Raw genomic sequence first — 20980 nt, forward strand, 5'->3', positions numbered from 1 at the left:
AATTATTTTTTGAAAACTCAATTTTAACTTCCCTTACTCTCTTATTCTGCATCTTTTTTGTAGGCAGGAGAAGCTAATCTGTCTGCTTTAGAAACGCCTGCGATTTTTTTGGGCAATTGCTCAGAAGTTGTCCGCAATACACCCTTCACCTCTGCCATGTTGATTACTGGCAAATACTTAGAGAACAATAAGAAAAGAGTGCCAAACAAACCAAATGAGAAGATATAGTCACCGATGTCAAACATTGTTGGTGAAAACATTGCCCAGCTCGACGGAATATAGTCGCGGTGAAGTGACGTCACAATAATTACGAAACGCTCAAACCACATACCGATGTTTACAATAACGGAAATGAAGAACGTCCATTTAACACTACGACGAAGGGAACGTGACCAGAAAAGCTGTGGAGAGATTACGTTACACGTCATCATCGCCCAGTATGCCCACCAGTATGGCCCCGTAGCACGGTTGATAAATGCGTAGCTTTCGTACTCAACGCCTGAATACCAAGCGATAAAGAACTCAGTCAAATAAGCTACCCCCACAATCGAACCTGTCAACGTGATGATTTTGTTCATCATTTCGATGTGCTCAAATGTGATATAATCTTCCAACTTATATACGACACGAGCGATAAGCATCAAGTTTTGTACCATGGCAAAACCAGAGAAAATCGCACCTGCTACGAAGTAAGGAGGGAAGATGGTCGTGTGCCAACCAGGAATAACCGAGGTTGCAAAGTCCATGGATACAATCGTGTGTACTGAAAGTACGAGTGGTGTTGACAAACCAGCCAAGATTAAGCTGATGTACTCGTAACGTGCCCAAGTTTTGGCTGAACCATTCCAGCCCATTGCCAATGTACCATAAATAAATTTAGATACTTTGTTTTGAGCGCGGTCACGGATAGTAGCCAAATCAGGCACAAGACCTACATACCAGAACAAACAAGATACTGAAAAATACGTTGAAATCGCGAATACGTCCCAAACCAATGGAGAGTTGAAGTTAACCCACAATGATCCGAATGTGTTTGGCAAAGGCAAAGCCCAGTGCGCCATCCACGGACGGCCCATGTGCATCAAGATAAACGAAGCCGCACAAATAACGGCGAAAATCGTCATCGCTTCAGCAGCACGGTTGATAGAAGTTCTCCATTTTTGACGGAACAACAACAAGATTGCGGAGATAAGTGTACCAGCGTGACCGATACCTACCCACCATACGAAGTTGGTAATGTCCCATGCCCAACCTACAGTTTTATTAAGGCCCCAAACGCCCAAACCTTCCCACCAAGTCCAGAAGAGACAGCAAGTACCATACAGTAAAACCACAACAGAAATGGCAAATGCTATTTTCCACTCTTTGGTTGGTTTACCTTCCACCTGCTTGCAGATATCCTCTGTTACGTCAGCGTACGTCTTGCCACCTGTTACAAGAGGGGTTCTTACGGGTGAAGTAACGTGCATATTTTTAAGAGTTAATAGTTATTTTATTGATTTTTCTCTATGTATTTTGACAAAATAGCTCGACTATTTTATCGAGAGCCACTGCTCCGAAAAGCAGGGGCTTTGATTTATTAGTGACCTCCGTGCTCAGCATGTTGGTGCCCTTCGTGAGCCGTAGCTTTAGAAGTATCCACATCTTTGTTACGAATCTTAGTCAAGTAAGAAATCTGCGGTTTGACGTTGATTTCATCCAACATTTGGAATGCACGTCCTTCTTTCTCTTCTGCCAACAACTTAGAGATACGGCTGCTTGGATCATTCATATCACCAAACACAATCGCTTCTGTTGGGCATGATTGCGAACATGCTACTTCAATTTCTCCGTCAATTGGGCGACGACGCTCTTTCTTCGCATTCAACTTACCTTCTTGGATACGTTGCACACACATTGAGCATTTTTCAATAACCCCGCGCGAACGTACAGTTACGTCTGGGTTGATGACCATTTTACCAAGGTCGTTATTGAAGTGATAATCGAATTTATCGTTATCGAAGTACTTAAACCAGTTGAAGCGACGTACTTTGTATGGGCAGTTGTTTGCACAATAACGTGTACCTACACAACGGTTATAAGCCATTTGGTTCAAACCTTCTGTGCTGTGGGTTGTGGCCAATACTGGACAAACCGTCTCACAAGGAGCGTTTCCACAGTGCTGACACATCAACGGCTGGAATGTTACTTCTGGGTTTTCAGAGGCAACTTCCAAACCACTCAAATCATCCACTGGTGCATCGCTGCTGTAATAGCGGTCGATACGAATCCAGTGCATTTCACGGCGGTTGATTACTTCTTGGCGGCCAACTACCGAAACGTTATTTTCTGCTTGGCAGCTAATTACGCACGCACCACAACCTGTACATGAGTTAAGGTCAATCGCCAATCCCCAAGAATGGTTTGGTTTTTCATAACCATTCCACAATGAAATTTCTCCTGGTGCTTTCACCCCTTCTGAAGTAACAACGTGCGGGAAGTAACGACCTGCTTTGCTATCTTTTTGATACTCAGCAAGACGAGCTTCTTGAAGCACCGACTTACGCGCCATTACGGTGTCGTGAGTCTGTGTTTGCGCAACTTTGTGTGTATTTCCAGTTTTAGTTAGGGTACCTTCACCTGCACTGAAGCTAACAGCTCCGCCTTTCAGTTGAGCCAGAGGATATACATTTACCCCTACACCATTACCTGCTTTTCCAGCTTTCTCGCGACCGTACCCAATCGCAATAGCGACGGTTCCGTTGGCTTGACCTGGCTGAATTACGACTGGTAATTCAACAGATTTACCTTTTATTTCTACCTTAACAACGTCGTCTTGCGCTATTCCTAGTTCTTTTGCTGTTTTTTGAGAAACACATGCGTAGTTATCCCAGCAAGCTTTTGTGATTGGATCTGGGAACTCTTGCAACCAAGGGTTGTTGGCTAATGCACCTGTTCCCATTCCTACCTTTTCATAAAGAACCACTTCAAGGCCAGAAGCATTTGCTTTGTAGGCACCGTTGATTGCAGCGACTGCGGCTTCTACACCTGCCACTGTTCCAGCACCACTAGCTGCTACGGCTCCTTTTTCATAAACACCGTCATGCAATGCTTTTGTCCAAGCATTTTCAAAATCTGCCCCACCAATTACGTTGGCTTTCCAGTAGTTACGCAAATAAGCGTAAAAGTCAGGATTCAAACCAGCCCATTTCAATAAGCTTGATTGTGCTTGGCGCGTTTTATAAATCAGTGAAATGGCAGGTTGCTGTAAGCTGTAGAATCCAGCAACTGGTTGTGCATCACCCCAGCTTTCTAAATAATGAGGAGCAGGTGCAATGTATTTGCAAAGTGAAGATGTTTCATCGGCACGATCAGCAAATGAAACCGAAAGCGCTACTTTAGAAAGTCCTTCTTTCAATTCAGCTCCACGTGGATGATCATAGACAGGGTTGCAACCGTAGAAAATCACGGCGCTTACTGAACCACCTTTTACTTCATCAATCAACGTGTTCATGGCAGCGTCATCTCCTTGACGGAAGTACGCTGGTGTGCCCAAATCAATCGTAGCGCCATACGAACCAAGTGTTTGGTTAATAGCATTTACTACAACTTGAACACTCGCATCGTTTGAGCCAGATACGACCAACGAAGCCCCTTGAGCAGCTTTTAATTCTTTCGCTGCTTTATCAAGCATTTTGTCAACCTCAGCACCTAACGAAGCGCTTCCGTTGCCAGTAATCTTATTATATAACGCCAACGCTACAAGACCTTCTTGTGAAGGTTTGATGGCTGTGCGATAGTCAGCGTTTGAACCAGTAAGTGACAATGTTGTCTCAAACTGGAAGTGACGCGACATTGATTTATTTCCGCCTTTTGCACTGCTTATTTTACGGCCTTTGGCATATTGGGTTGAGAACGCATCTGGAGCAACCCAAGTACCTAAAAAGTCGCAACTTAAACCTACAATTACTTTTGCTTTACTAAAATCATACGATGGCAATATTGCTTTGCCAAAAGACTCAGCATTCGCTTTGATTAAGCCAGATGCTGAATTTACATCGTAAGAAATGTGTTTTGTTGTAGGATATTTTGCAGCAAAGTCGCCGATAACAGCTTTTGTTGAAGGGCTTAAAATGGTAGAAGAAACGATACGAATCTGTCCGCCTTTTGCCAATTGAGCTGAGATTTCTTTGTCAATTACATCCCAGTCAGCATCAGCATCCCCTTTTTTAGGGCCTTTCAATTTTTCAATATCGTATAACGCCAACAAAGAGGCATGTGCGCGAGCACTAACCCCTCCTCTGCTTACACTCGATTGTTTGTTCCCTTCAATTTTGACTGGACGTCCTTCGCGAGTTTTTACTAGAATACTAGCATAATCTCCGCCCTCAGCGTACGTCGATGCGTACCAATCTGCGATAGTCGGGAAGGTATCTACTGGCTTGTTGAGATAAGGAACAGCTTTTCTTATGGGAGCTTCACACGCAGCCAACGACACGGCAGCAACGCCAAATCCCAGCACTTTCAAGAAATCGCGACGGTCTGAACCAATACCATCGACGATGCTCTTGTTTTCACTGGAATTAGTAGGTTCAAAGCTACCAAATTCGTTATGGGCGTTTTTTACAAAAGTCTCATCATTCCGAAGCTCCTCTAGTCCTTTCCAATACCTCTTCGTTTGGTTTTCCATATATTTATGAATGTAGATTCTGGATTCTTATATTTTCTAGTTCTAGTAGTGACACTTTGAACATTCCAAGCCGCCAATATCAGCCACTTTCAATGGCTTATCGCTTTTCTCAGCATGAAGCTGAACTAGCTTGTCATAATAGGCGTTTTCTTTTGTGTTAACGTCTGTCTTGCGGTGACAGTCGATACACCAACCCATTGTCAAGGTTGAACGTTGTTGAACAACCTCCATCGTTTGGATTTCACCGTGGCACTGCTGACACTGAAGACCACCCACGTTTACGTGTTGGGCGTGGTTAAAATACGCCAAATCAGGTAAGTTGTGAACACGTACCCACTGGATTGGCTTGTTTTCCTCGATAGCCGAGTAAATTTTTTGAATTTCTGGAGATTCTTTTTTGATAACTCCGTGGCAGTTCATACAAATGTTTGCCGAAGGAATTGTCGCAGACTTACCACGGTTAACCCCTGTGTGGCAGTAGTTACAATCAATTTTATATTGACCTGCGTGCAGTTTGTGCGAGAAAGCGATTGGTTGCTTTGGAGCGTATCCTTGTTGGATACCTACGCCATACAAGCCATCAAGGGTAGCTTTCGTCACCATCAATACAAAGAACCATACTGTTGCACTGCGGATAGCTGAGTTTTTGCTCATGGCTACCAAACCGTTACGAAGTTTGTCGCCAAAAGAACCGCCATCACCAGCACCTACTTCTCCGCTCACTGCTTTTGAGAGAATAGATACAATTGCCAGCAATACTCCAAGAACAAGTAGCATCACTAATAATAATGCAACCAAAATGTACGTAAACAAATCAGACGACTCAGCTGCTGCTCCACCCGCTGCCGCAGTAGCACCCGCCGCTGCAGGAGCTGCCGCCACTGCTGTATTTGCTTTTTCAATGTAAGCTACGATGTCTTTTACTTCCGTTTCACCAAATGCTGGGAAGGCAGTCATCTGCGCTTTGTTGAATTTGTTGTACAAAGCAACTGCATATTCGTCACCTGACTGGATTACTCCGTTCGGGTTTTTTACCCACTTAACAAGCCAAGCTAAGTCCCGACGTTTCTGAATGTCTTTCAATCCTGGCCCGACGACTACTTCGTCTTTTGCTGAGTGACAAGCTTTACAGTTGTTATTAAATAGTGATTCGCCATTGGCTGCATCACCATCTTGAGCTACTGCACTGAATCCAACAGTAGTCAACATTGCTACTACTAATAGCCGACTGATGTTGCGCATTTTTTTGAAAAATAAACTACTCTTCATTCGTGTATGAATTAACAAAAACATGATACTTCTTGACCCTACAAAAGTAATGCACTAATAGGTACGTGCCAAAGTATTTCTATTCTTAATTTGCAATAATTTAATTATTTAGACTTCTTCTAATTAAAGAGCAGAACCCACCTAAAACCTAATTTTATTCTGTATTTGAGGAAAAACAGGTAGAATTAAAAACAAAAATACCATTCAGCTTGTGAAATGGTTATCATAGCTGAATGGTACTTTTTTTAGAAATATGTATTTTAGTGAGGTCCCGAGCGGATTCGAACCGCTGTACGAGCTTTTGCAGAGCTCTGCCTAGCCACTCGGCCACAGGACCAAAAACACTTGGATAATGTGTTAGATAAATACTAAACTTTGTTAAAAGTGTTAGCGAAATCGCTAACTCATATCCAAGTGCAAATATAGTGTTTTATTTTGAATAATTCACTATTCAGCGTCTGTTTCGTTTGAAACTTTCTTAGAAGTAGTCGATTTTTTCTTTTTTTCGCCTTCTTCTAATTGTTCTTTCAATGCCGAAAGTGCCTCAAGGTCACCTAGTGTAGCTTTCTCTGCGTCTTTTGCTTTTTCAACCTTAGCAGGTTTCGCCGCTTTCTCTTCTACTTTAGGCTCTTCTTTATCTTGCCAAGTTTTGGCGTGAGAAAGAACGATGCGTTTTTCTTCTTTCAAGAACTCAGTTACTTTGAAATCAAGTGACTCGCCTACTTCCGCAACCGAACCATCTTCTTTAGCAAGGTTTTTCAACACTGCAACGCCTTCGATACCGTAAGGTAATTCGAGCGTAGCTACTTTGTCACCTTTACCAACGACAGTACACTTGTGAACTGAACCTACTGCGAATACTGATTCAAAAGTATCCCATGGGTTTTCTTCAAGGTGTTTGTGGCTCAAAGACAAACGACGGTTATCAGCGTCAAGTTCAAGTACCATTACTTCAAGTTCTTCACCAACTTTGATGAAATCACTTGGGTGCTTGATTTTCTTTGTCCATGAAAGGTCAGATACGTGAACTAGACCGTCGATACCCTCTTCCAATTCAAGGAAAAGACCAAAGTTAGTCAAGTTACGAACTACACCTTTGTGTTTTGAACCAACTGCATATTTTTCGATGATTTCTTGGCGTGTCCAAGGATCAGCGGTCAATTGTTTCAAGCCAAGAGACATTTTACGCTCGTTGCGATCCAATGTCAATACAACTGCTTCTACTTCGTCACCGATTTTCAAGAAATCTTGTGGGTTACGTAGGTGTTGTGACCACGACATTTCTGAAACGTGAATCAAACCTTCTACGCCTGGCATGATTTCAAGGAAAGCACCGTAGTCAGCTACGTTTACTACTTTACCTTTTACTTTCGAGCCAACTTCAACCTCGGTAGAAAGTGCTTCCCAAGGATGAGGCTGGAGTTGCTTCATACCAAGTGAAATACGCTTCTTATCTTCGTCGAAGTCAAGTACTACTACGTTGATTTTTTGGTCAAGGCTCAACAAATCCGAAGGATCGTTGATACGTCCCCAAGAAATATCTGTAATGTGCAACAAACCATCAACACCACCCAAGTCGATGAACACACCGAACTTAGTCATGTTTTTAATTACACCCTCAAGTACTTGACCGCGCTCAAGGTTTGTAAGGATAAGTTGACGTTGTGCTTCAAGGTCTTTCTCGATAAGAACTTTGTGAGACACGACCACGTTGTTGTTAGCGTGGTTGATTTTCACAACTTTCACTTCCATTTTCTTACCTACGAAGATGTCGAAGTCACGAATTGGCTTAACGTCAATTTGTGAACCTGGCAAGAAGGCTTCGATACCGTAGATATCCACGATAAGACCACCTTTTGTACGACGCTTCACAAAACCATCGATAACCAAATCCTCGTCGAATGACTTTTGGATGTTATCCCAAGCTGTAATAACGCGTGCTTTTTTGCGAGAAAGAACCAACTGACCGTTAGGGTCTTCTTGGTTTTCGATATATACTTCAATTTCGTCGCCGATTTTCAAATCCGACAAATCGCGGAATTCTGAACGCGGTACGATACCGTCCGATTTTGAACCAATATTCAAAATCACTTCGCGGTCATTCATACCGACCACGACACCTTTAACTACTTCTTTTTCGGCGACGGGTGCAAGAGTCCCGTTAATCAATTGTTCTAGCTGGGCTTTTTCAGCTACTGAGTAACCGCTACCAAAGCCACGGTTATCAATTCTATCCCAATCAAAATCAGCTAATTGAGCTTTACTCATGATAAGTTTTAAAATTGCCTTTTATACATCAACCTATCGGCATTTAGGTTGAAATTTGGTGAAACAAACCTCCGCCTTTCGCAAAACGGAGTGCAAAGGTAGATGTTTTCCAAAAAAAATGCAATTTTTAATACACCTTTTCTCTCTTTGTTAGGAAAGGCATCCATGATTCTTCTACAGCCCCAGAATAATCGCGCAAAAATAGCACAAATGAAGGTTTAAAGGGTCGATGACGCATGGGCATGGAGGCTTCTTCGGGGGTGCAATCCCCTTTTTTGGCATTACAGCGCTTGCAGGCCGTAGCCAGATTTTCCCAGCTTGTTCGCCCTCCCCTGGATTTTGGCATCACATGGTCTAACGTAAGGTCTTCCGTCGAACTACAATACACACACCGATGCCCGTCTCGTTTGAAAATATTTTGCCGCGTGAGCATCACGCCTTTGTAGGGAAGATTAATGTAACGGTTCAGGCGAATAACAGTTGGCAGCGGAAATGAAGTGCTTACGGTGTGTAATTGAAACGCCGAAGACGCAGCAACCAATTCGGCCTTGTCTAAATAGACGAGTAAAAAGGCTTTAGGAACCGAACAAATGCCTAAAGCGGAGTAATCTTGATTCAAAATTAAGACTTTCCTACCCATACCGACATCAAGTTTTTTAGGTTTTTGCAATTTATAAAATTCTGAGGTAATATCCTCTCCCTCAGTCAATATCTTAACATAATCTTCTTGCTAGGAAATTTTTGGGCTGGCTTTGGAACAAAAAAATAAACATCTATTGTTTACTAAACACTGTTCAGTAAATTTGCACTATCAATCAACAATTTATTCTATTTCATGGGAATACTAGAGCGAAAAGAACGAGAGAGAGAAGACATGCGACGGCTCATTTTGAACGCCGCACGGGAGCTTTTTTTGGAGCAAGGGTATGAAAAAACAAGTATTCGGAACATCGCAGACGTCATAGAATACAGTCCAGCCACCATTTATCTATACTATAAAGACAAAAACGAATTATTTTTTGCCCTCCATGAAGAAGCGTTCTTAAAACTGATGGAGGAACTGAGTTCGCTACAAACCATCCAAGACTCCTTTGCTCGCTTGATTGAAATGGGGCATCGGTACATCAAGTTTGCAGTCGAAAATCCTGAGTTATACGATCTTATGTTTATTATGAAAGCCCCCATTGAAGCCTTAGCCTGTCGCGATGAAGTGTGGGAAGATGGGCTAAAATCGTTCGGATTACTCAAATGGGCAATCCAAGAATGTGTCAATGCAGGCTATTTTAAAAATACGGATATTGAGGTTTCGGCCATTACTATTTGGTCTTATATGCACGGTTTGGTATCTATTTACTTAAAAAATCGCATGAGTATGTTTCAAGACAACCAACAATTGCAACGAATGCAGCAGTCGTTTGTCCTGTTTACCAAAATGATTAAGGAAACCCTTTAATTACCTACGATTGGCACTCGATTAAATTCGTTTTTTTTGCTTACTATCTGAACACTGTTTATTAAATAATATATGATTAGAACTATCTACCTGTGGTTACTGATTCTTTGTAGTTTAGGAGCAGTAGCCCAACAATCGGCCATTTTGGAAACGTACGTACAAGAAGGTTTGCAAAACAACCTTTCCCTCAAACAAGAAGGGCTTGAAATTCAAAAAGTGAATGAAGCCATCGTACAAGCAAAATCACTTTTTTATCCAAAAGTTAGCTTCAACCCCACCTACTCCTTGGCCGCAGGTGGGCGTCGGTTGGCGTTTCCCGTCGGGGATTTGTTGAATCCAGTATATACGACGCTCAACAAACTCACTCAGACCAACAATTTTCCCCAAGTGGAAAACGTCAATGAACTATTGGCACCCAATCATTTTCATGATACAAAGCTCAGCTTCCAATATTCCGTTTATAACCCTGAAATTCAGTACAATTATCTGATTCAGAAAACGTTGTTATCAGCCCAAGAGGCTCGCAAGCGAGTGGTTGAGAATGAATTAAGATATACCATCGAAACGGCCTATTTTCAGTATTTACAATCGCAGGAGGCTTTACAGATTTTTGAAAACGCCAAGAAAACCCTGCATGAACTTGTACGGCTCAACCAAAAGCTTGTTTCTAACAATGTGGTTACCAAAGATGCCGTGGTAGGTGCTGAATATGAGCTAAGTAAACTCGAACAACAAGCGATTGTGGCCGCAAAAAACTCAAACGTAGCCAAAGCTTATTTTAATTTTTTGCTCAATCGCGAGCTCGGAAGCGACATTAAAACCGATTCTTTGCTTTTAGCTTCTAATCAAAAGCAATTCATTGCCCCCTCGCCCGCTTTAAATTCCTTGACTAGCTTAGCCACTCAAAATCGTCAAGAATTAAAACAGCTTGCTCAATCCATTTTAGCTTCGCAAACTGCCATTACGCTCCATGAAAAAGCTGCAAAACGGCCTTCTGTTTTCATTGGTGGGAATACTGGTTTTCAGGGATATGGCTATAAATTTTCGGGACAAGCCTACCTTGTTACTCAAATAGGGTTACAATGGGATATTTTTAAGGGATACGAGCGAAAATCAAAAATTCAACAGGCTAAAATTCAAACGGAGTTGCTAAAAACGAAGCAATCGGAAGTTGAAAAACAGATTGAACTCCAAACGACGCAGGCTTATTTTGAGCTTCAAGCCGCCAAAGAATCAATGAAATCATTGGCCGACGGTGTCCGTAAAGCCGAGCAGTATTTCAAGGTCATCGACAGTCGCTATCGTAATGGCAATGTTCTTCTAATTGAGTATGTCAAGGCGCAAAACGAAGTGCTAAATGCTCAATTGCAAGAATCTTTGGCACAGTTTGATATACTTTCTAAACAAGCAACTCTCAATAAAATCACAGCCGTCAACTAATCTACTTCTCTGACTATGAACTCTTTATATAACACATTCCGCTTGATAAGTAGCTCATTATTATTGAGTTTGCTTCTTATTGGTTGTAATAAAAAAGACGAAACCCAGCAAAAAACCGCCGAAACTGATGAGGTATTGGTGCCCGTTTCACTCACCAAAGTTGACCAAGCTACCCGTTCTGAAAGTATCGTTGCGTCTGGGTTGGTAGCCTCGTCAGAAGAAGCGAGGTTATCATTTAAAATTGGCGGAATAATCCAAAAAGTCTATGTGACCGAAGGCCAAAAAGTCAGCAAAGGCCAACTTCTTGCGTCGCTTAATACGACTGAAATCGACGCGCAAGTGAATCAGGCCAAATACGGCGTTGAAAAATCTGAACGAGATTTTAAACGCGTCGAAAATATGCTAAAGGACACCGCCGCGACGCTAGAGCAAATGCAAAACGTGACAACCGCACTGGACATTGCCAAGCAAAATCTACAAATCGCTCAGTTTAACCGTTCGTACGCCCAAATTATTTCGCCCATCGACGGCGCAGTTGTCAAAAAAATGGGCAACGAAGGTGAATTGACGGGGCCTGGGACGCCTATTTTTTACATTACGTCCAATCGTCAAGGCGACTGGGTGGTGCGTGTGGGAGTTTCGGACAAAGATTGGGCGCGCTTAAAAGTAGGCGACAAAGCCAATGTGCAGCTTGATGCTTACCCCACAGAAGCTTTTGAAGGTCGAATTACCAAACTCGCCCCTGCCGCCGACCCCATGAATAAGTTGTACGACATTGAAGTACGGATTGCGCCCAAAGGAAAGCGCCTTGCAACAGGACTTTTTGCCAAAGTTGAATTAAAACCCGTCCAAAGCCGCACTTACACCGTTGTGCCCCTAGAGGCAATTGTAGAAGGAAATGGCAAAGAAGCTTTCATTTATGTATTGGATGAAACCCGCAAAAAAGTGAAGCGCTTGCCTGTACAAATCGGCTTTGTGGACGGGGATAAAGTTTTGATTACAAATGGCTTAGAAGGCATCTCAGAAGTAATCACTTCGGGTAGCGCTTTCCTAACTGAGTCCTCTACCGTGATTGTAAAATAACGCATTGATGAACCAATTTTTAATCACGCAAAGACGCTAAAAACAATGAATCTATCCGAATTTTCCGTCAAAAACTGGCAGTTTATGCTGGTGATGTTTGTGGGAGTGGTCGCGCTGGGGCTCAACTCACTTTTCACCATGCCTCGCTCCGAAGACCCGACTTTCGAGGCTCCTACATTTATTATATCGGTAATTTACCCTGGTACTGACCCCAAAGACATGGAGGAACTGGTGGTGGACCCCGTCGAAAAACGCCTCAATGAGCTAAAAGATGTTCGCAATATCCGTACCACCATCGACGACGGTTTGGCGGTGTTTATGCTGGAATACGACTATGCAGTTGACAACGACGAAAAGAAGCAAGAAATCGCTCGTGAAGTCAATTCGATGCGGGGTATTTTGCCTAATGATATTTTCGATATTCGTTATTTTCAATTTGACCCTGGTTTGGTCAACATCGTACAAGTCGCTTTGGTATCGGAGGTAGCCTCGTACAAAGAAATGGCTCAGTACTCCGAACGTTTGAGAAAAGTACTTGAGAAAAATAAAGATTTACGCGGAGTGAAAGACTACGGTTTTCCCAAAGAAAACGTTCGGATTTCGCTCAATGTTGAAAAAATGGCGCAAGAAGGCATTGCGGTCAACCGAGTACTAGGAGCATTGCAAAGTGAAAACCTCAATATCCCCGCAGGAAGTGTTCAGGAAGGTGCGCGGCGTTTTAACGTAAAAACCAGCGGTGACTACGAATCTCTTGACCAAATACGAAATACAGTTGTAGCTACCAATGGCCAAAAAATCATTTACCTCCGCGACGTAGCCGACGTTGATTTCAATTACGAAGAAGAAACCAATTTGACCCGACTCAACGGCCGTCGGGCGGTGTTGGTGGTGGCCGCTCAAAAATCGGGTAAAAACATTTCAGAAACGGGTAAGAAACTAAACCAAAGCCTGACCGAATTTGAAAAAACGATGCCAAAGCACATCAAAATGGTGAAGTACTTTGACCAATCGGTGAGTGTGGACCGACGCCTCGAACGCTTTGCCAAAGACTTCGGCATTGCCATTTTGCTGGTGGCACTCACTCTCCTACCACTCGGTTTCAGGGCCGCGTTGGTGGTGATGATTTCGATTCCGCTTTCACTGGCAATTGGGCTTACCGCCGTCAACTATTTGGGTTACAGCATCAACCAGTTGAGTGTCGTAGGTTTAATCGTTGCCTTAGGAATTTTGGTGGACGACTCCATTGTCGTAGTTGAAAATATCGAGCGTTGGATTCGGGATGGATTTAGCAAACGTGAAGCCGCTATCAAAGCCACCCGACAAATTACCCTGGCCGTCATTGGTTGTACGGTTACGCTTGTGTTGGCCTTTTTACCTTTGATGTTTTTGCCCGAGGCGTCAGGCGATTTTATTCGAAGTCTTCCTACCGCTGTCACCATGACCATCATTGCGTCCATGATTGTATCGCTCACGATTGTACCATTTTTGAGCAGTCGTTTGTTAGAAAATAGCCACACCCGCGGCGGCGGACCGTCCGAAGGTAATATCTTCTTGAGAGCATTGAAAAAAGTAATTTCTGGTTCGTACAGTCGTTTGCTCAACTGGGCATTACGTCATCCACTGCCTTCTCTTTTATTTGCAGGCGTCATTTTTGGTGCCTCGTTAATGATTCCAAAACAAATTGGTTTTGCACTGTTTCCAAAGTCAGAAAAACCCATGTTTAGGGTGACGTTTGAAACCCCTGAAGGAAGTAGCTTGAACGAAACCAACCGCGTAGCTCGTTTGGTCGAGAACGAACTGAAACAAGTCCCTGAGGTTAAGTACTTTTCAACCAGCGTTGGACGAGGCAACCCTCGGATGTACTACAACGTCATCGAGCGCTCTGAGGCAAGCAATTATGCGGAGGTATTTGTCCAACTTCAAGATGAAATTCATCCACCTCAAAAAGAGAAAATCATTGACAAACTCCGCGAAAAGCTGCGTTACATTCCCAATGCCAACGTCGAAGTAGTTGATTTTGAGCAAGGGCCTAACACCGAAGCGCCTATCGCCATTCGCGTTTTGGGCGACGACCTGGAGCAATTGCGCACGGTAGCGGCAGACGTAGAAAAAATCTTGAAAGATACGCAAGGCACCATTTACGTAAAAAATCCACTCACCACTCGCCGAACCGATTTGCGGGTAAAAATCAACAAAGAAAAAGCAGGTTTGTTGGGAATGTCGATTGCCGATATTAACCGCACGGTTCGTTTGGCCATTGCAGGTTTAAACATTGGAACGTTCAAAGATAGTGACGGCGACGACTACGCCATCAATGTTACACTTCCCAAAGGAAAAACCACCACGCCTGACGTTTTAAACAGCCTATATATCAACACATTGACGGGCTCGGCTGTACCACTTCGCCAAATTGCAGATGTGCAATTTGAAACCTCAACCAACCAAATTCGCCACTTTGACCGCGACCGTTTTGTGACAATTTCGGCCTTTGTGAAAAGCGGTTTTTTGGTGGACAACGTCTATAACGATATTTTGGCCAAACTTGAAAAACATCCGTTTCCGAAAGACTTTAGCTACAAGGCAGCGGGAGAACTCGAAGCCCGTGAAAAATCCTTTGGCGGTCTCGGCACCATCATTTTGATTACTGCTTTTGGTTTTTTAGGGGTGTTAATTCTTGAATTTGGCACGTTCAAAAGCTCATTAATTGTGCTTTCTGTCATTCCATTAGGGATTATTGGGGCTTTTACAATGCTCTGGATTGTGGGCTATCCGCTTTCGTTTGTAGCGGTGATTGGTCTTATTGCTTTGATTGGGATTGAGGTAAAAAATTCCATTTTGCTGGTGGATTTTACCAATCAGCTTCGAGAAGAAGGCAGGCCGTTGTTAGAAGCAATTCAAGAAGCGGGCGAAATACGCTTTGTTCCTATTGTACTGACGTCGCTCACGGCCATTGGTGGATTGATTCCATTGGCCATCGAAGGCAACCCGCTCTATTCGCCGCTGGCTTGGGTGTTGATTGGGGGCTTGATTAGCTCGACGCTGTTATCACGGATTGTGACGCCTGTTTTGTATCGGTTGATTCCGCCGAAGGTGGAGGTGAAACAGTAAGATGAATTAAATGTAGAGCGTGTTCATCATCAACCATGAAAATTGAAAGTTTGATTTTCAATTTTCATGGTTAAAAGCAAATTTTATCTAACTTCCCTTCACCAACTCAACATAAAAACGCACTACATTTTTGAAGTCTTCGATGCTGATACGTTCGTTGGTGCCGTGCGGGCGCTTTAGGTCTTCGTCGTTCATGCGTACGGGCATAAAACGGTATAAATTTTTAGAGACATTTTTGTAGTAACGCGCATCCGTAGCTCCAACCACTAAGTAAGGCGCTACAATAGACGTAGGAAAACAGGCTTTGATAGTTCGGTGAAGGGCGCGAAAACCTACCGTTGCAGTGTCCGAAACGGGCGAAGGTTCTGAGTCAAACTGTTTGAGCGACTCTACCGTAATTCGTTCGTTTCCAACAACCTTCTTCACATAATCAATCACTGTTTTGACCGAATCACCTGGCAAAATCCGAAAATTAATTTTGGCAATTGCTTCTACGGGCAAAACATTGTCTTTAACACCCGCATGGATAACCGTCGGGGCAATGCTGGTTCGTACCATGGCATTTCCCGCATTTGTTTTTTCCAAAATGCCAATAATGACCGAGTTTAACAACCAGCGGTTTGCCATCGCCAACTTGGTTGAAAAGGGCATTTCTGGGGCTAAATAATCTTGCATGTACCCTGCGGCGCCTTCCAATCGCGCAGGAAACGGATGTTTTTGAAGTTTATCAATCGCCTCCGCGAGCATTCCAATACTGGTTTGGGCGGGAGGCATAGACGAATGTCCACCGTCACCTGTCGCGCTCAACTGCAAGGTTGTATAACCTTTTTCCGCCACACCAATCAGCGCGATAGGTTGGTTAATTCCCGAAACACCGTCGATTTTTATCACTCCCCCTTCGTCAACTACATATTCTAACTCCACTTTACGGCTTTCCAATAAAGCCGCGATTTGCTGCGCGCCATTTCTTCCCGAAATTTCTTCGTCGTGCCCAAATGCCAAGTAAAAACTTCTTTCGGGAGTAAAGTTTGACTTTAAAAGGTATTCGACCGCTTCCAGCACGCCCATTACCGTTACTTTATCGTCGAGCGTTCCGCGTCCATACACAAATCCTTCTGCAATATCGCCCGCAAAAGGCTGATGTTTCCACATTTTTTCGGTGCCTTGCACTACAGGAACTACGTCGTAGTGCCCCATCAAAAGGGCAGGTTTTAGACTAGTACTTTTCCCTTTCCACTCGTACAACAACCCATACGAATTCACTCGCTCTAACTTCAAACGGCTATGTACCAAGGGATACGTTTTTGCCAAATACCCCACAAATTTTTCAAATTGCGTACTATCCATCAACGACAAGTCTTCGTACGAAACCGTCCGAAATTGAATCGCTTCCGATAAGTGACTCACGACCGAATCGTTGAGCGTAAGCACGGGCAAAGGCGCAACTCCTTGCATCTGTTTGGAGCTTAGTCGAAACGTATTAAAAACCAACACAGAAATCAGCGCCAACAACAATACGGCAAGCGAAAGGAAAATCTTTTTCATCGGGCGTTAGGGGTAATTAGTTGAAAATAAAGCGTATTCAGCGCTATTTACGAACTAATTCCACAAAATCAAACGGGATCGAATGCTTTTCATCGACCGAATGAGCAACCCGACTTACCTCTTTCCATTCGTTGTTAGAAATGGCTTCAAAATACGCATCTCCTTCAAAATCTGCTTTGACCTCGGTCAAATAAATTTTATCTGCCAAAGGCAACATTTTACGATAAATCTCCGCCCCACCAATGACAAAAGATTCGTCGGTTTGGGTCTGTTGTGCCGCTGCGATGGCCTCTTCCACGGAATGTACCACCACTACCCCTTCATGCTGCCATTCTTTACTGCGAGTAATAACAATGGAGGTACGATTTGGCAACGGTTTTCCAATAGAGTCAAACGTTTTGCGCCCCATGATGATGGGATGGCCCGTAGTAAGGCGTTTAAATTGTTTTAAATCATTGGGCAAATGCCAAATCAACTGGTTATCGCGCCCGATAACGCCGTTTTGGGCAACGGCTACAATCAAGGAAAGAAGCATAAGTTCAATTCTGTTAATTCTATAATTACGCAAATTTAACGTGACTAATAGAAAGTGACGTGGTCAAAAGGCAAATTCTCCATTTTACACCAAACATCGTACGACAATGCTAGACTTAACTACGTTTAAAAATCAACTTATGGCAGCCGTCACGCAGTACGGAGGCAAAGTATTACTGGCTATTTTTGCCTTCATTATTGGGCGAATGCTAATTGGCACTATCATGCGCTTTTTAAGCACGCGGATGAACAGTGCAAAAATTGACCGCGATGTTCAGCCTTTTTTACTTTCTCTCACCAGTGTCACATTCAACATCATGTTGTTGCTAAGTTGTGCAGGCGTCCTGGGTGTTCAAACTACTTCATTTGTGGCTATTTTAGGTGCCGCTGGATTAGCCGTTGGCTTAGCACTTCAGGGTAGTTTGGCCAATTTTGCTGGTGGCGTATTAATTCTGATTTTTAAACCATTCCGTGTCGGAGATTTAGTTTCTGCCCAAGGCTTTACTGGGCACGTAGAAGCCATTCGTATTTTTGATACCGTTTTACTTACTCCCGATAACAAAACCATTACCCTACCTAACGGCGGACTTTCTACAGGAGCCATTACAAATATTTCTGGCAAAGGTAAAATTCGCGTGGACATGGTTTTTGCAGCAGGTGCTCCCAATGGGGTTGACAAGATTAGGGCTTCGATTCAAAAAGTTATTGCTAGTTGCCCTAGTGCGCTCAAAGACATCGAACATGATGTTTTGGTAACAAAATTAACCGAAAATGCTATTTTCTTCGACGTTCGCGTTTGGACACACCCAGACCGTTACTGGGATGTTTATTACTTTATTCACGAACACATTAGCAAGCAATTTGCAACCGATACCATTTTAGCGCCTGCTCCTGCCGAGGTTCACGTAGTGATGCAGCCTACGAAAGCATAATTTTATCCAAATAAGCCTAAAAATAAAAAGTGCGTAACCCTGAATTTAGGTGGGTTACGCACTTTTTATTTAAAATCTATTTCACTTACGGCTTTGGAGCCGACTTAGGTGCTAGTGAGTTGATCCAAGCGGCAATTTTGAGCGCTTCATCACGCGGTACCTGCGGCATAGGAGCCATTGGTGTAGCATAATCAGGCCAGTTTTGAGGCTTAGGATTATAAATAAGCTCTACAATTTTTTCGTTGGAATACTTACGTTTTGCCACCTCTGTGTAAGCAGGACCCACTTGGCGTTTGTCAACCGCGTGGCAAGCCAAACACGTATTTTTGGCCAATAAAGGCTTAACTTCCTCAAACGTTGGTGCTTTGCCCGATGCGGTTGTCGTTGCTTTTTTCTCCGTTACTTTGGCAGTGGCTGTCGTTGTAGTAGCCGACGATTTTGTACTCATGTCAGCCGCTTTCAGCTTCTCGCCGTCGGGCAAATTATGCAATGTATAGAAAGCCGTTGGGTGTACCAAAGACCAATACGACGTAGAAGCACGCACGCCGTCAAGTTTCAATTCGTGGATGTAGTGCTCACGCAAGTTGTCCACTACGATACGCGCTTTCAAGCCATCTTCCGATACTTTTACCCCTTTGATAGCACATTTAGCTTCGTTCACCGTCGGGCTTCCATAGACAGGATGGTACTTATAAGTAAAGCTACGAACGGCATAAGAAGCTAAGTTCTCAGCTGATTTTTTATCCACTGGAAGCGTAAATTCAACTTCAAAACCATCAGGCATGGCACGAACCGCCTTCATTTCAAACGGTGTCTTGCCATTCCACACCAAACGCTGCAAGCCTTGGTTAGCATCACCCGACGAGCCCCAACCACGGTTGGTTTCTCCGATGTAAAGTGAGCCGCCGTCGTTAGCCCACGCCATACGCAACACCCCCGACTGGAAACCCGAACGGAAATCAAACGCGGCTCCTTGGTACTCGCCTTTTACTTTTTCTAAGAAAACGCGCATCACTTTACTTTGTCCTTGGTCGCCCACAAAAAGTTGGTTACTAAAAGGGCCAAATTTACCACCCGTTTGATCCGCTAAAATTTCAGCATTTGAAACCCCTAAGATACCGTGTGGCAGCCACACTGCTGGAAGTTGGGTTTCAGGATATTTTTTCTTCATATCGGCCAACGTCAAAAATTTCTCATTTTGTACGTTTTCAGGCTTGATGGCGTTACCGTTTTTGTCACGCGTTTTGCGCGGATCTACCATCGCATATACTTCTTCTTGGGTAATTTTGATGGGAGAATTAGTAAGGCTGTTAGCCCACTTCAAGCCCGCAGGGTGGCCCATAAAAGCCCCTTTTTTCACGTGCCAAATACCGCCTGAACCCATCCAGTCTCCTTGGTTGTCGTCATAAAACAACTCCCCATCCACCATTCCTAAACCGCAAGGAGAGCGAACGCCCGTTGCCCACGGTTCCATTTGGCCATCAGGCGTAATTTTAAAAATCCAACCACGCAACGGGCGACGGCTTTCACCTGCCCACCACTCTTCGTCCCCAAAAGCGACGTTACCCGATACAAAATACGAACCATCTGGAGCAATTTTGGGGCCGAAACTGTACTCGTGGTAGTGCGAAGACAACGGCCAAGCGTAGATTGTTTCATAAACATCGGCTTTGCCATCGTGGTCTTTGTCAATCAATTTTGTCAATTCTCCACGTTGCGCACAAACCATCGCGCCGTTTTGGTAAACAAGCCCTAAGATTTCGTGTAAGCCAGAGGCAAATTTTTTGTAGTACGGCTTCGAACCAGTAGGGTTTTCGAGCAACCAAACATCGCCTCGGCGCGTTCCAATGGCCAAACGACCATCAGGAAGGGTGGTCATCCCTCCTACTTCGAGCAAAATACCCTCAGGGACAGGTGGCGTAACAATTTTGTAAAAATCTTCTTCTGAAGGGGACTCTTGCGCAAAGGATACGCCTAAACTCAGTAAAAGGGAGGTGATTGTGCAGATAACTTGTTTTTTCATTACTACGGTATTTCTAAGATATTGGTCAATACTACTTCAAAATCGACGAGAACGTTGTCGCCTGTTAGGGTTTCACTAAACAATTTAGTTTCAATAGCCGCATACGGCCGATAGATGTATGTTCGTTGTTCACTCATGGCTACTAGCCAACCTAATCGCACGCCATTGTCAATCCATTTTTGCATTTTTTGTTTCAAATCCTCCAAATTATCCGTGTCAGATTCCAACTCAAGCACAAAATCAGGGGCTAAATACGGAAACGATTTTTTTTCGGCCGTTGATAACTCAGCCCAGCGTTCTTTCCGAATCCACGCCACGTCAGGAGCGCGCATGGAGCGATCGGGCAAGAAAAAACCGCCGTTAGAATCAATCACTTTTCCAGCTTTTGTACGGCGATTCCAAATACCTATTTCACCATTCAGTTCGCTATTGTTTGAACTGGTTAGCAGATAGGTGGGAGATATATTGATAAAAATTTGTCCAAACTCGTTACGTTCTACCATCAAATCGGGGTTTGAAAGGCAGAAGTTTACCAATTCATCATCAGTAAATTGCTCGCGAGAAGGAAGATGCAATGGAATCAGCATGGGTTGCTATCAATTAGGAATCTCTCATTCGTTGAGCAAAGATAGAGAATCATTCCCAATTTCAGCCAT

At 43.6% G+C, this 20980-nt stretch carries 14 protein-coding genes and 1 tRNA gene; 5 read left to right on the forward strand and 10 right to left on the reverse strand.

Annotated features, from left to right (window positions below):
- Positions 1-41: 41 nt before the first annotated feature.
- From nrfD to AC23N5_RS00720, 6 genes are all read right to left on the reverse strand, one after another.
- Positions 42-1469, reverse strand: coding sequence for an NrfD/PsrC family molybdoenzyme membrane anchor subunit (gene nrfD, locus AC23N5_RS00695; protein WP_122932272.1), 1428 nt, complete (start codon positions 1467-1469; stop codon positions 42-44).
- A 110-nt stretch (positions 1470-1579) separates the two neighbouring features.
- Complete coding sequence (locus AC23N5_RS00700) at positions 1580-4669, reverse strand: TAT-variant-translocated molybdopterin oxidoreductase (RefSeq protein WP_487754125.1); 3090 nt, start codon at positions 4667-4669, stop codon at positions 1580-1582.
- A 42-nt stretch (positions 4670-4711) separates the two neighbouring features.
- Positions 4712-5911, reverse strand: a complete 1200-nt coding sequence (locus AC23N5_RS00705) for a c-type cytochrome (protein WP_472488925.1) — start codon at positions 5909-5911, stop codon at positions 4712-4714.
- Between the two features lie 293 nt (positions 5912-6204).
- Positions 6205-6275, reverse strand: a tRNA-Cys gene (locus AC23N5_RS00710).
- Positions 6276-6385: 110 nt separating this feature from the next.
- A complete protein-coding gene (gene rpsA, locus AC23N5_RS00715) occupies positions 6386-8206 on the reverse strand; it encodes a 30S ribosomal protein S1 (protein WP_183972070.1) in 1821 nt (606 codons plus the stop codon).
- A gap of 127 nt (positions 8207-8333) precedes the next feature.
- Positions 8334-8846 carry an HNH endonuclease gene (locus AC23N5_RS00720; protein ID WP_122932275.1) on the reverse strand — a complete coding sequence of 171 codons (513 nt, stop codon included), beginning with the start codon at positions 8844-8846 and terminating at the stop codon, positions 8334-8336.
- Between the two features lie 195 nt (positions 8847-9041).
- On the opposite strand from AC23N5_RS00720, the gene AC23N5_RS00725 reads away from it, so the two are divergent.
- The 4 genes from AC23N5_RS00725 to AC23N5_RS00740 all read left to right on the forward strand — a co-directional run bounded on the left by AC23N5_RS00725 (position 9042) and on the right by AC23N5_RS00740 (position 15290).
- Complete coding sequence (locus tag AC23N5_RS00725; protein WP_183972071.1) at positions 9042-9659, forward strand: TetR/AcrR family transcriptional regulator; 618 nt, start codon at positions 9042-9044, stop codon at positions 9657-9659.
- A 72-nt stretch (positions 9660-9731) separates the two neighbouring features.
- Positions 9732-11099, forward strand: coding sequence for a TolC family protein (locus AC23N5_RS00730; RefSeq protein WP_487754126.1), 1368 nt, complete (start codon positions 9732-9734; stop codon positions 11097-11099).
- 15 nt (positions 11100-11114) lie between these two features.
- Positions 11115-12182, forward strand: coding sequence for an efflux RND transporter periplasmic adaptor subunit (locus AC23N5_RS00735; RefSeq protein ID WP_183972073.1), 1068 nt, complete (start codon positions 11115-11117; stop codon positions 12180-12182).
- Between the two features lie 45 nt (positions 12183-12227).
- Complete coding sequence (locus tag AC23N5_RS00740) at positions 12228-15290, forward strand: efflux RND transporter permease subunit (protein WP_487754127.1); 3063 nt, start codon at positions 12228-12230, stop codon at positions 15288-15290.
- 87 nt (positions 15291-15377) lie between these two features.
- Here the strand turns inward: AC23N5_RS00740 and AC23N5_RS00745 are convergent, their stop codons facing one another.
- Together AC23N5_RS00745 and AC23N5_RS00750 are read right to left on the reverse strand one after the other, a co-directional pair.
- On the reverse strand, positions 15378-16835 hold the full coding sequence (locus AC23N5_RS00745) for a M20 family peptidase (protein ID WP_487754128.1): 1458 nt from the start codon (positions 16833-16835) through the stop codon (positions 15378-15380).
- A 43-nt stretch (positions 16836-16878) separates the two neighbouring features.
- Entirely contained in the window at positions 16879-17370 is a 492-nt protein-coding gene (locus AC23N5_RS00750; RefSeq protein WP_487754129.1) for a dihydrofolate reductase, read from the reverse strand.
- A 106-nt stretch (positions 17371-17476) separates the two neighbouring features.
- On the opposite strand from AC23N5_RS00750, the gene AC23N5_RS00755 reads away from it, so the two are divergent.
- Positions 17477-18301, forward strand: a complete 825-nt coding sequence (locus AC23N5_RS00755) for a mechanosensitive ion channel family protein (protein ID WP_487754130.1) — start codon at positions 17477-17479, stop codon at positions 18299-18301.
- An 85-nt stretch (positions 18302-18386) separates the two neighbouring features.
- Here AC23N5_RS00755 and AC23N5_RS00760 read toward each other — a convergent pair whose 3' ends face one another.
- Positions 18387-20324 (reverse strand): c-type cytochrome, encoded by a 1938-nt coding sequence (locus tag AC23N5_RS00760; protein WP_183972079.1) that lies wholly within the window; start codon positions 20322-20324, stop codon positions 18387-18389.
- Positions 20325-20326: 2 nt separating this feature from the next.
- Entirely contained in the window at positions 20327-20911 is a 585-nt protein-coding gene (locus tag AC23N5_RS00765; RefSeq protein WP_487754131.1) for a Uma2 family endonuclease, read from the reverse strand.
- Between the last annotated feature and the right edge of the window lie 69 nt (positions 20912-20980).

It is taken from the genome of Runella sp. R5_40 (assembly GCF_057652295.1).

What these genes read in the sequence shown, in the direction of transcription:
- nrfD (WP_122932272.1), bottom strand. Translation starts at nt 1,469, where the DNA reads ATGCACGTTACTTCACCCGTAAGAACCCCTCTTGTAACAGGTGGCAAG.
- AC23N5_RS00700 (WP_487754125.1), bottom strand. Translation starts at nt 4,669, where the DNA reads ATGGAAAACCAAACGAAGAGGTATTGGAAAGGACTAGAGGAGCTTCGG.
- AC23N5_RS00705 (WP_472488925.1), bottom strand. Translation starts at nt 5,911, where the DNA reads ATGCGCAACATCAGTCGGCTATTAGTAGTAGCAATGTTGACTACTGTT.
- rpsA (WP_183972070.1), bottom strand. Translation starts at nt 8,206, where the DNA reads ATGAGTAAAGCTCAATTAGCTGATTTTGATTGGGATAGAATTGATAAC.
- AC23N5_RS00720 (WP_122932275.1), bottom strand. Translation starts at nt 8,846, where the DNA reads ATGGGTAGGAAAGTCTTAATTTTGAATCAAGATTACTCCGCTTTAGGC.
- AC23N5_RS00725 (WP_183972071.1), top strand. Translation starts at nt 9,042, where the DNA reads ATGGGAATACTAGAGCGAAAAGAACGAGAGAGAGAAGACATGCGACGG.
- AC23N5_RS00730 (WP_487754126.1), top strand. Translation starts at nt 9,732, where the DNA reads ATGATTAGAACTATCTACCTGTGGTTACTGATTCTTTGTAGTTTAGGA.
- AC23N5_RS00735 (WP_183972073.1), top strand. Translation starts at nt 11,115, where the DNA reads ATGAACTCTTTATATAACACATTCCGCTTGATAAGTAGCTCATTATTA.
- AC23N5_RS00740 (WP_487754127.1), top strand. Translation starts at nt 12,228, where the DNA reads ATGAATCTATCCGAATTTTCCGTCAAAAACTGGCAGTTTATGCTGGTG.
- AC23N5_RS00745 (WP_487754128.1), bottom strand. Translation starts at nt 16,835, where the DNA reads ATGAAAAAGATTTTCCTTTCGCTTGCCGTATTGTTGTTGGCGCTGATT.
- AC23N5_RS00750 (WP_487754129.1), bottom strand. Translation starts at nt 17,370, where the DNA reads ATGCTTCTTTCCTTGATTGTAGCCGTTGCCCAAAACGGCGTTATCGGG.
- AC23N5_RS00755 (WP_487754130.1), top strand. Translation starts at nt 17,477, where the DNA reads ATGCTAGACTTAACTACGTTTAAAAATCAACTTATGGCAGCCGTCACG.
- AC23N5_RS00760 (WP_183972079.1), bottom strand. Translation starts at nt 20,324, where the DNA reads ATGAAAAAACAAGTTATCTGCACAATCACCTCCCTTTTACTGAGTTTA.
- AC23N5_RS00765 (WP_487754131.1), bottom strand. Translation starts at nt 20,911, where the DNA reads ATGCTGATTCCATTGCATCTTCCTTCTCGCGAGCAATTTACTGATGAT.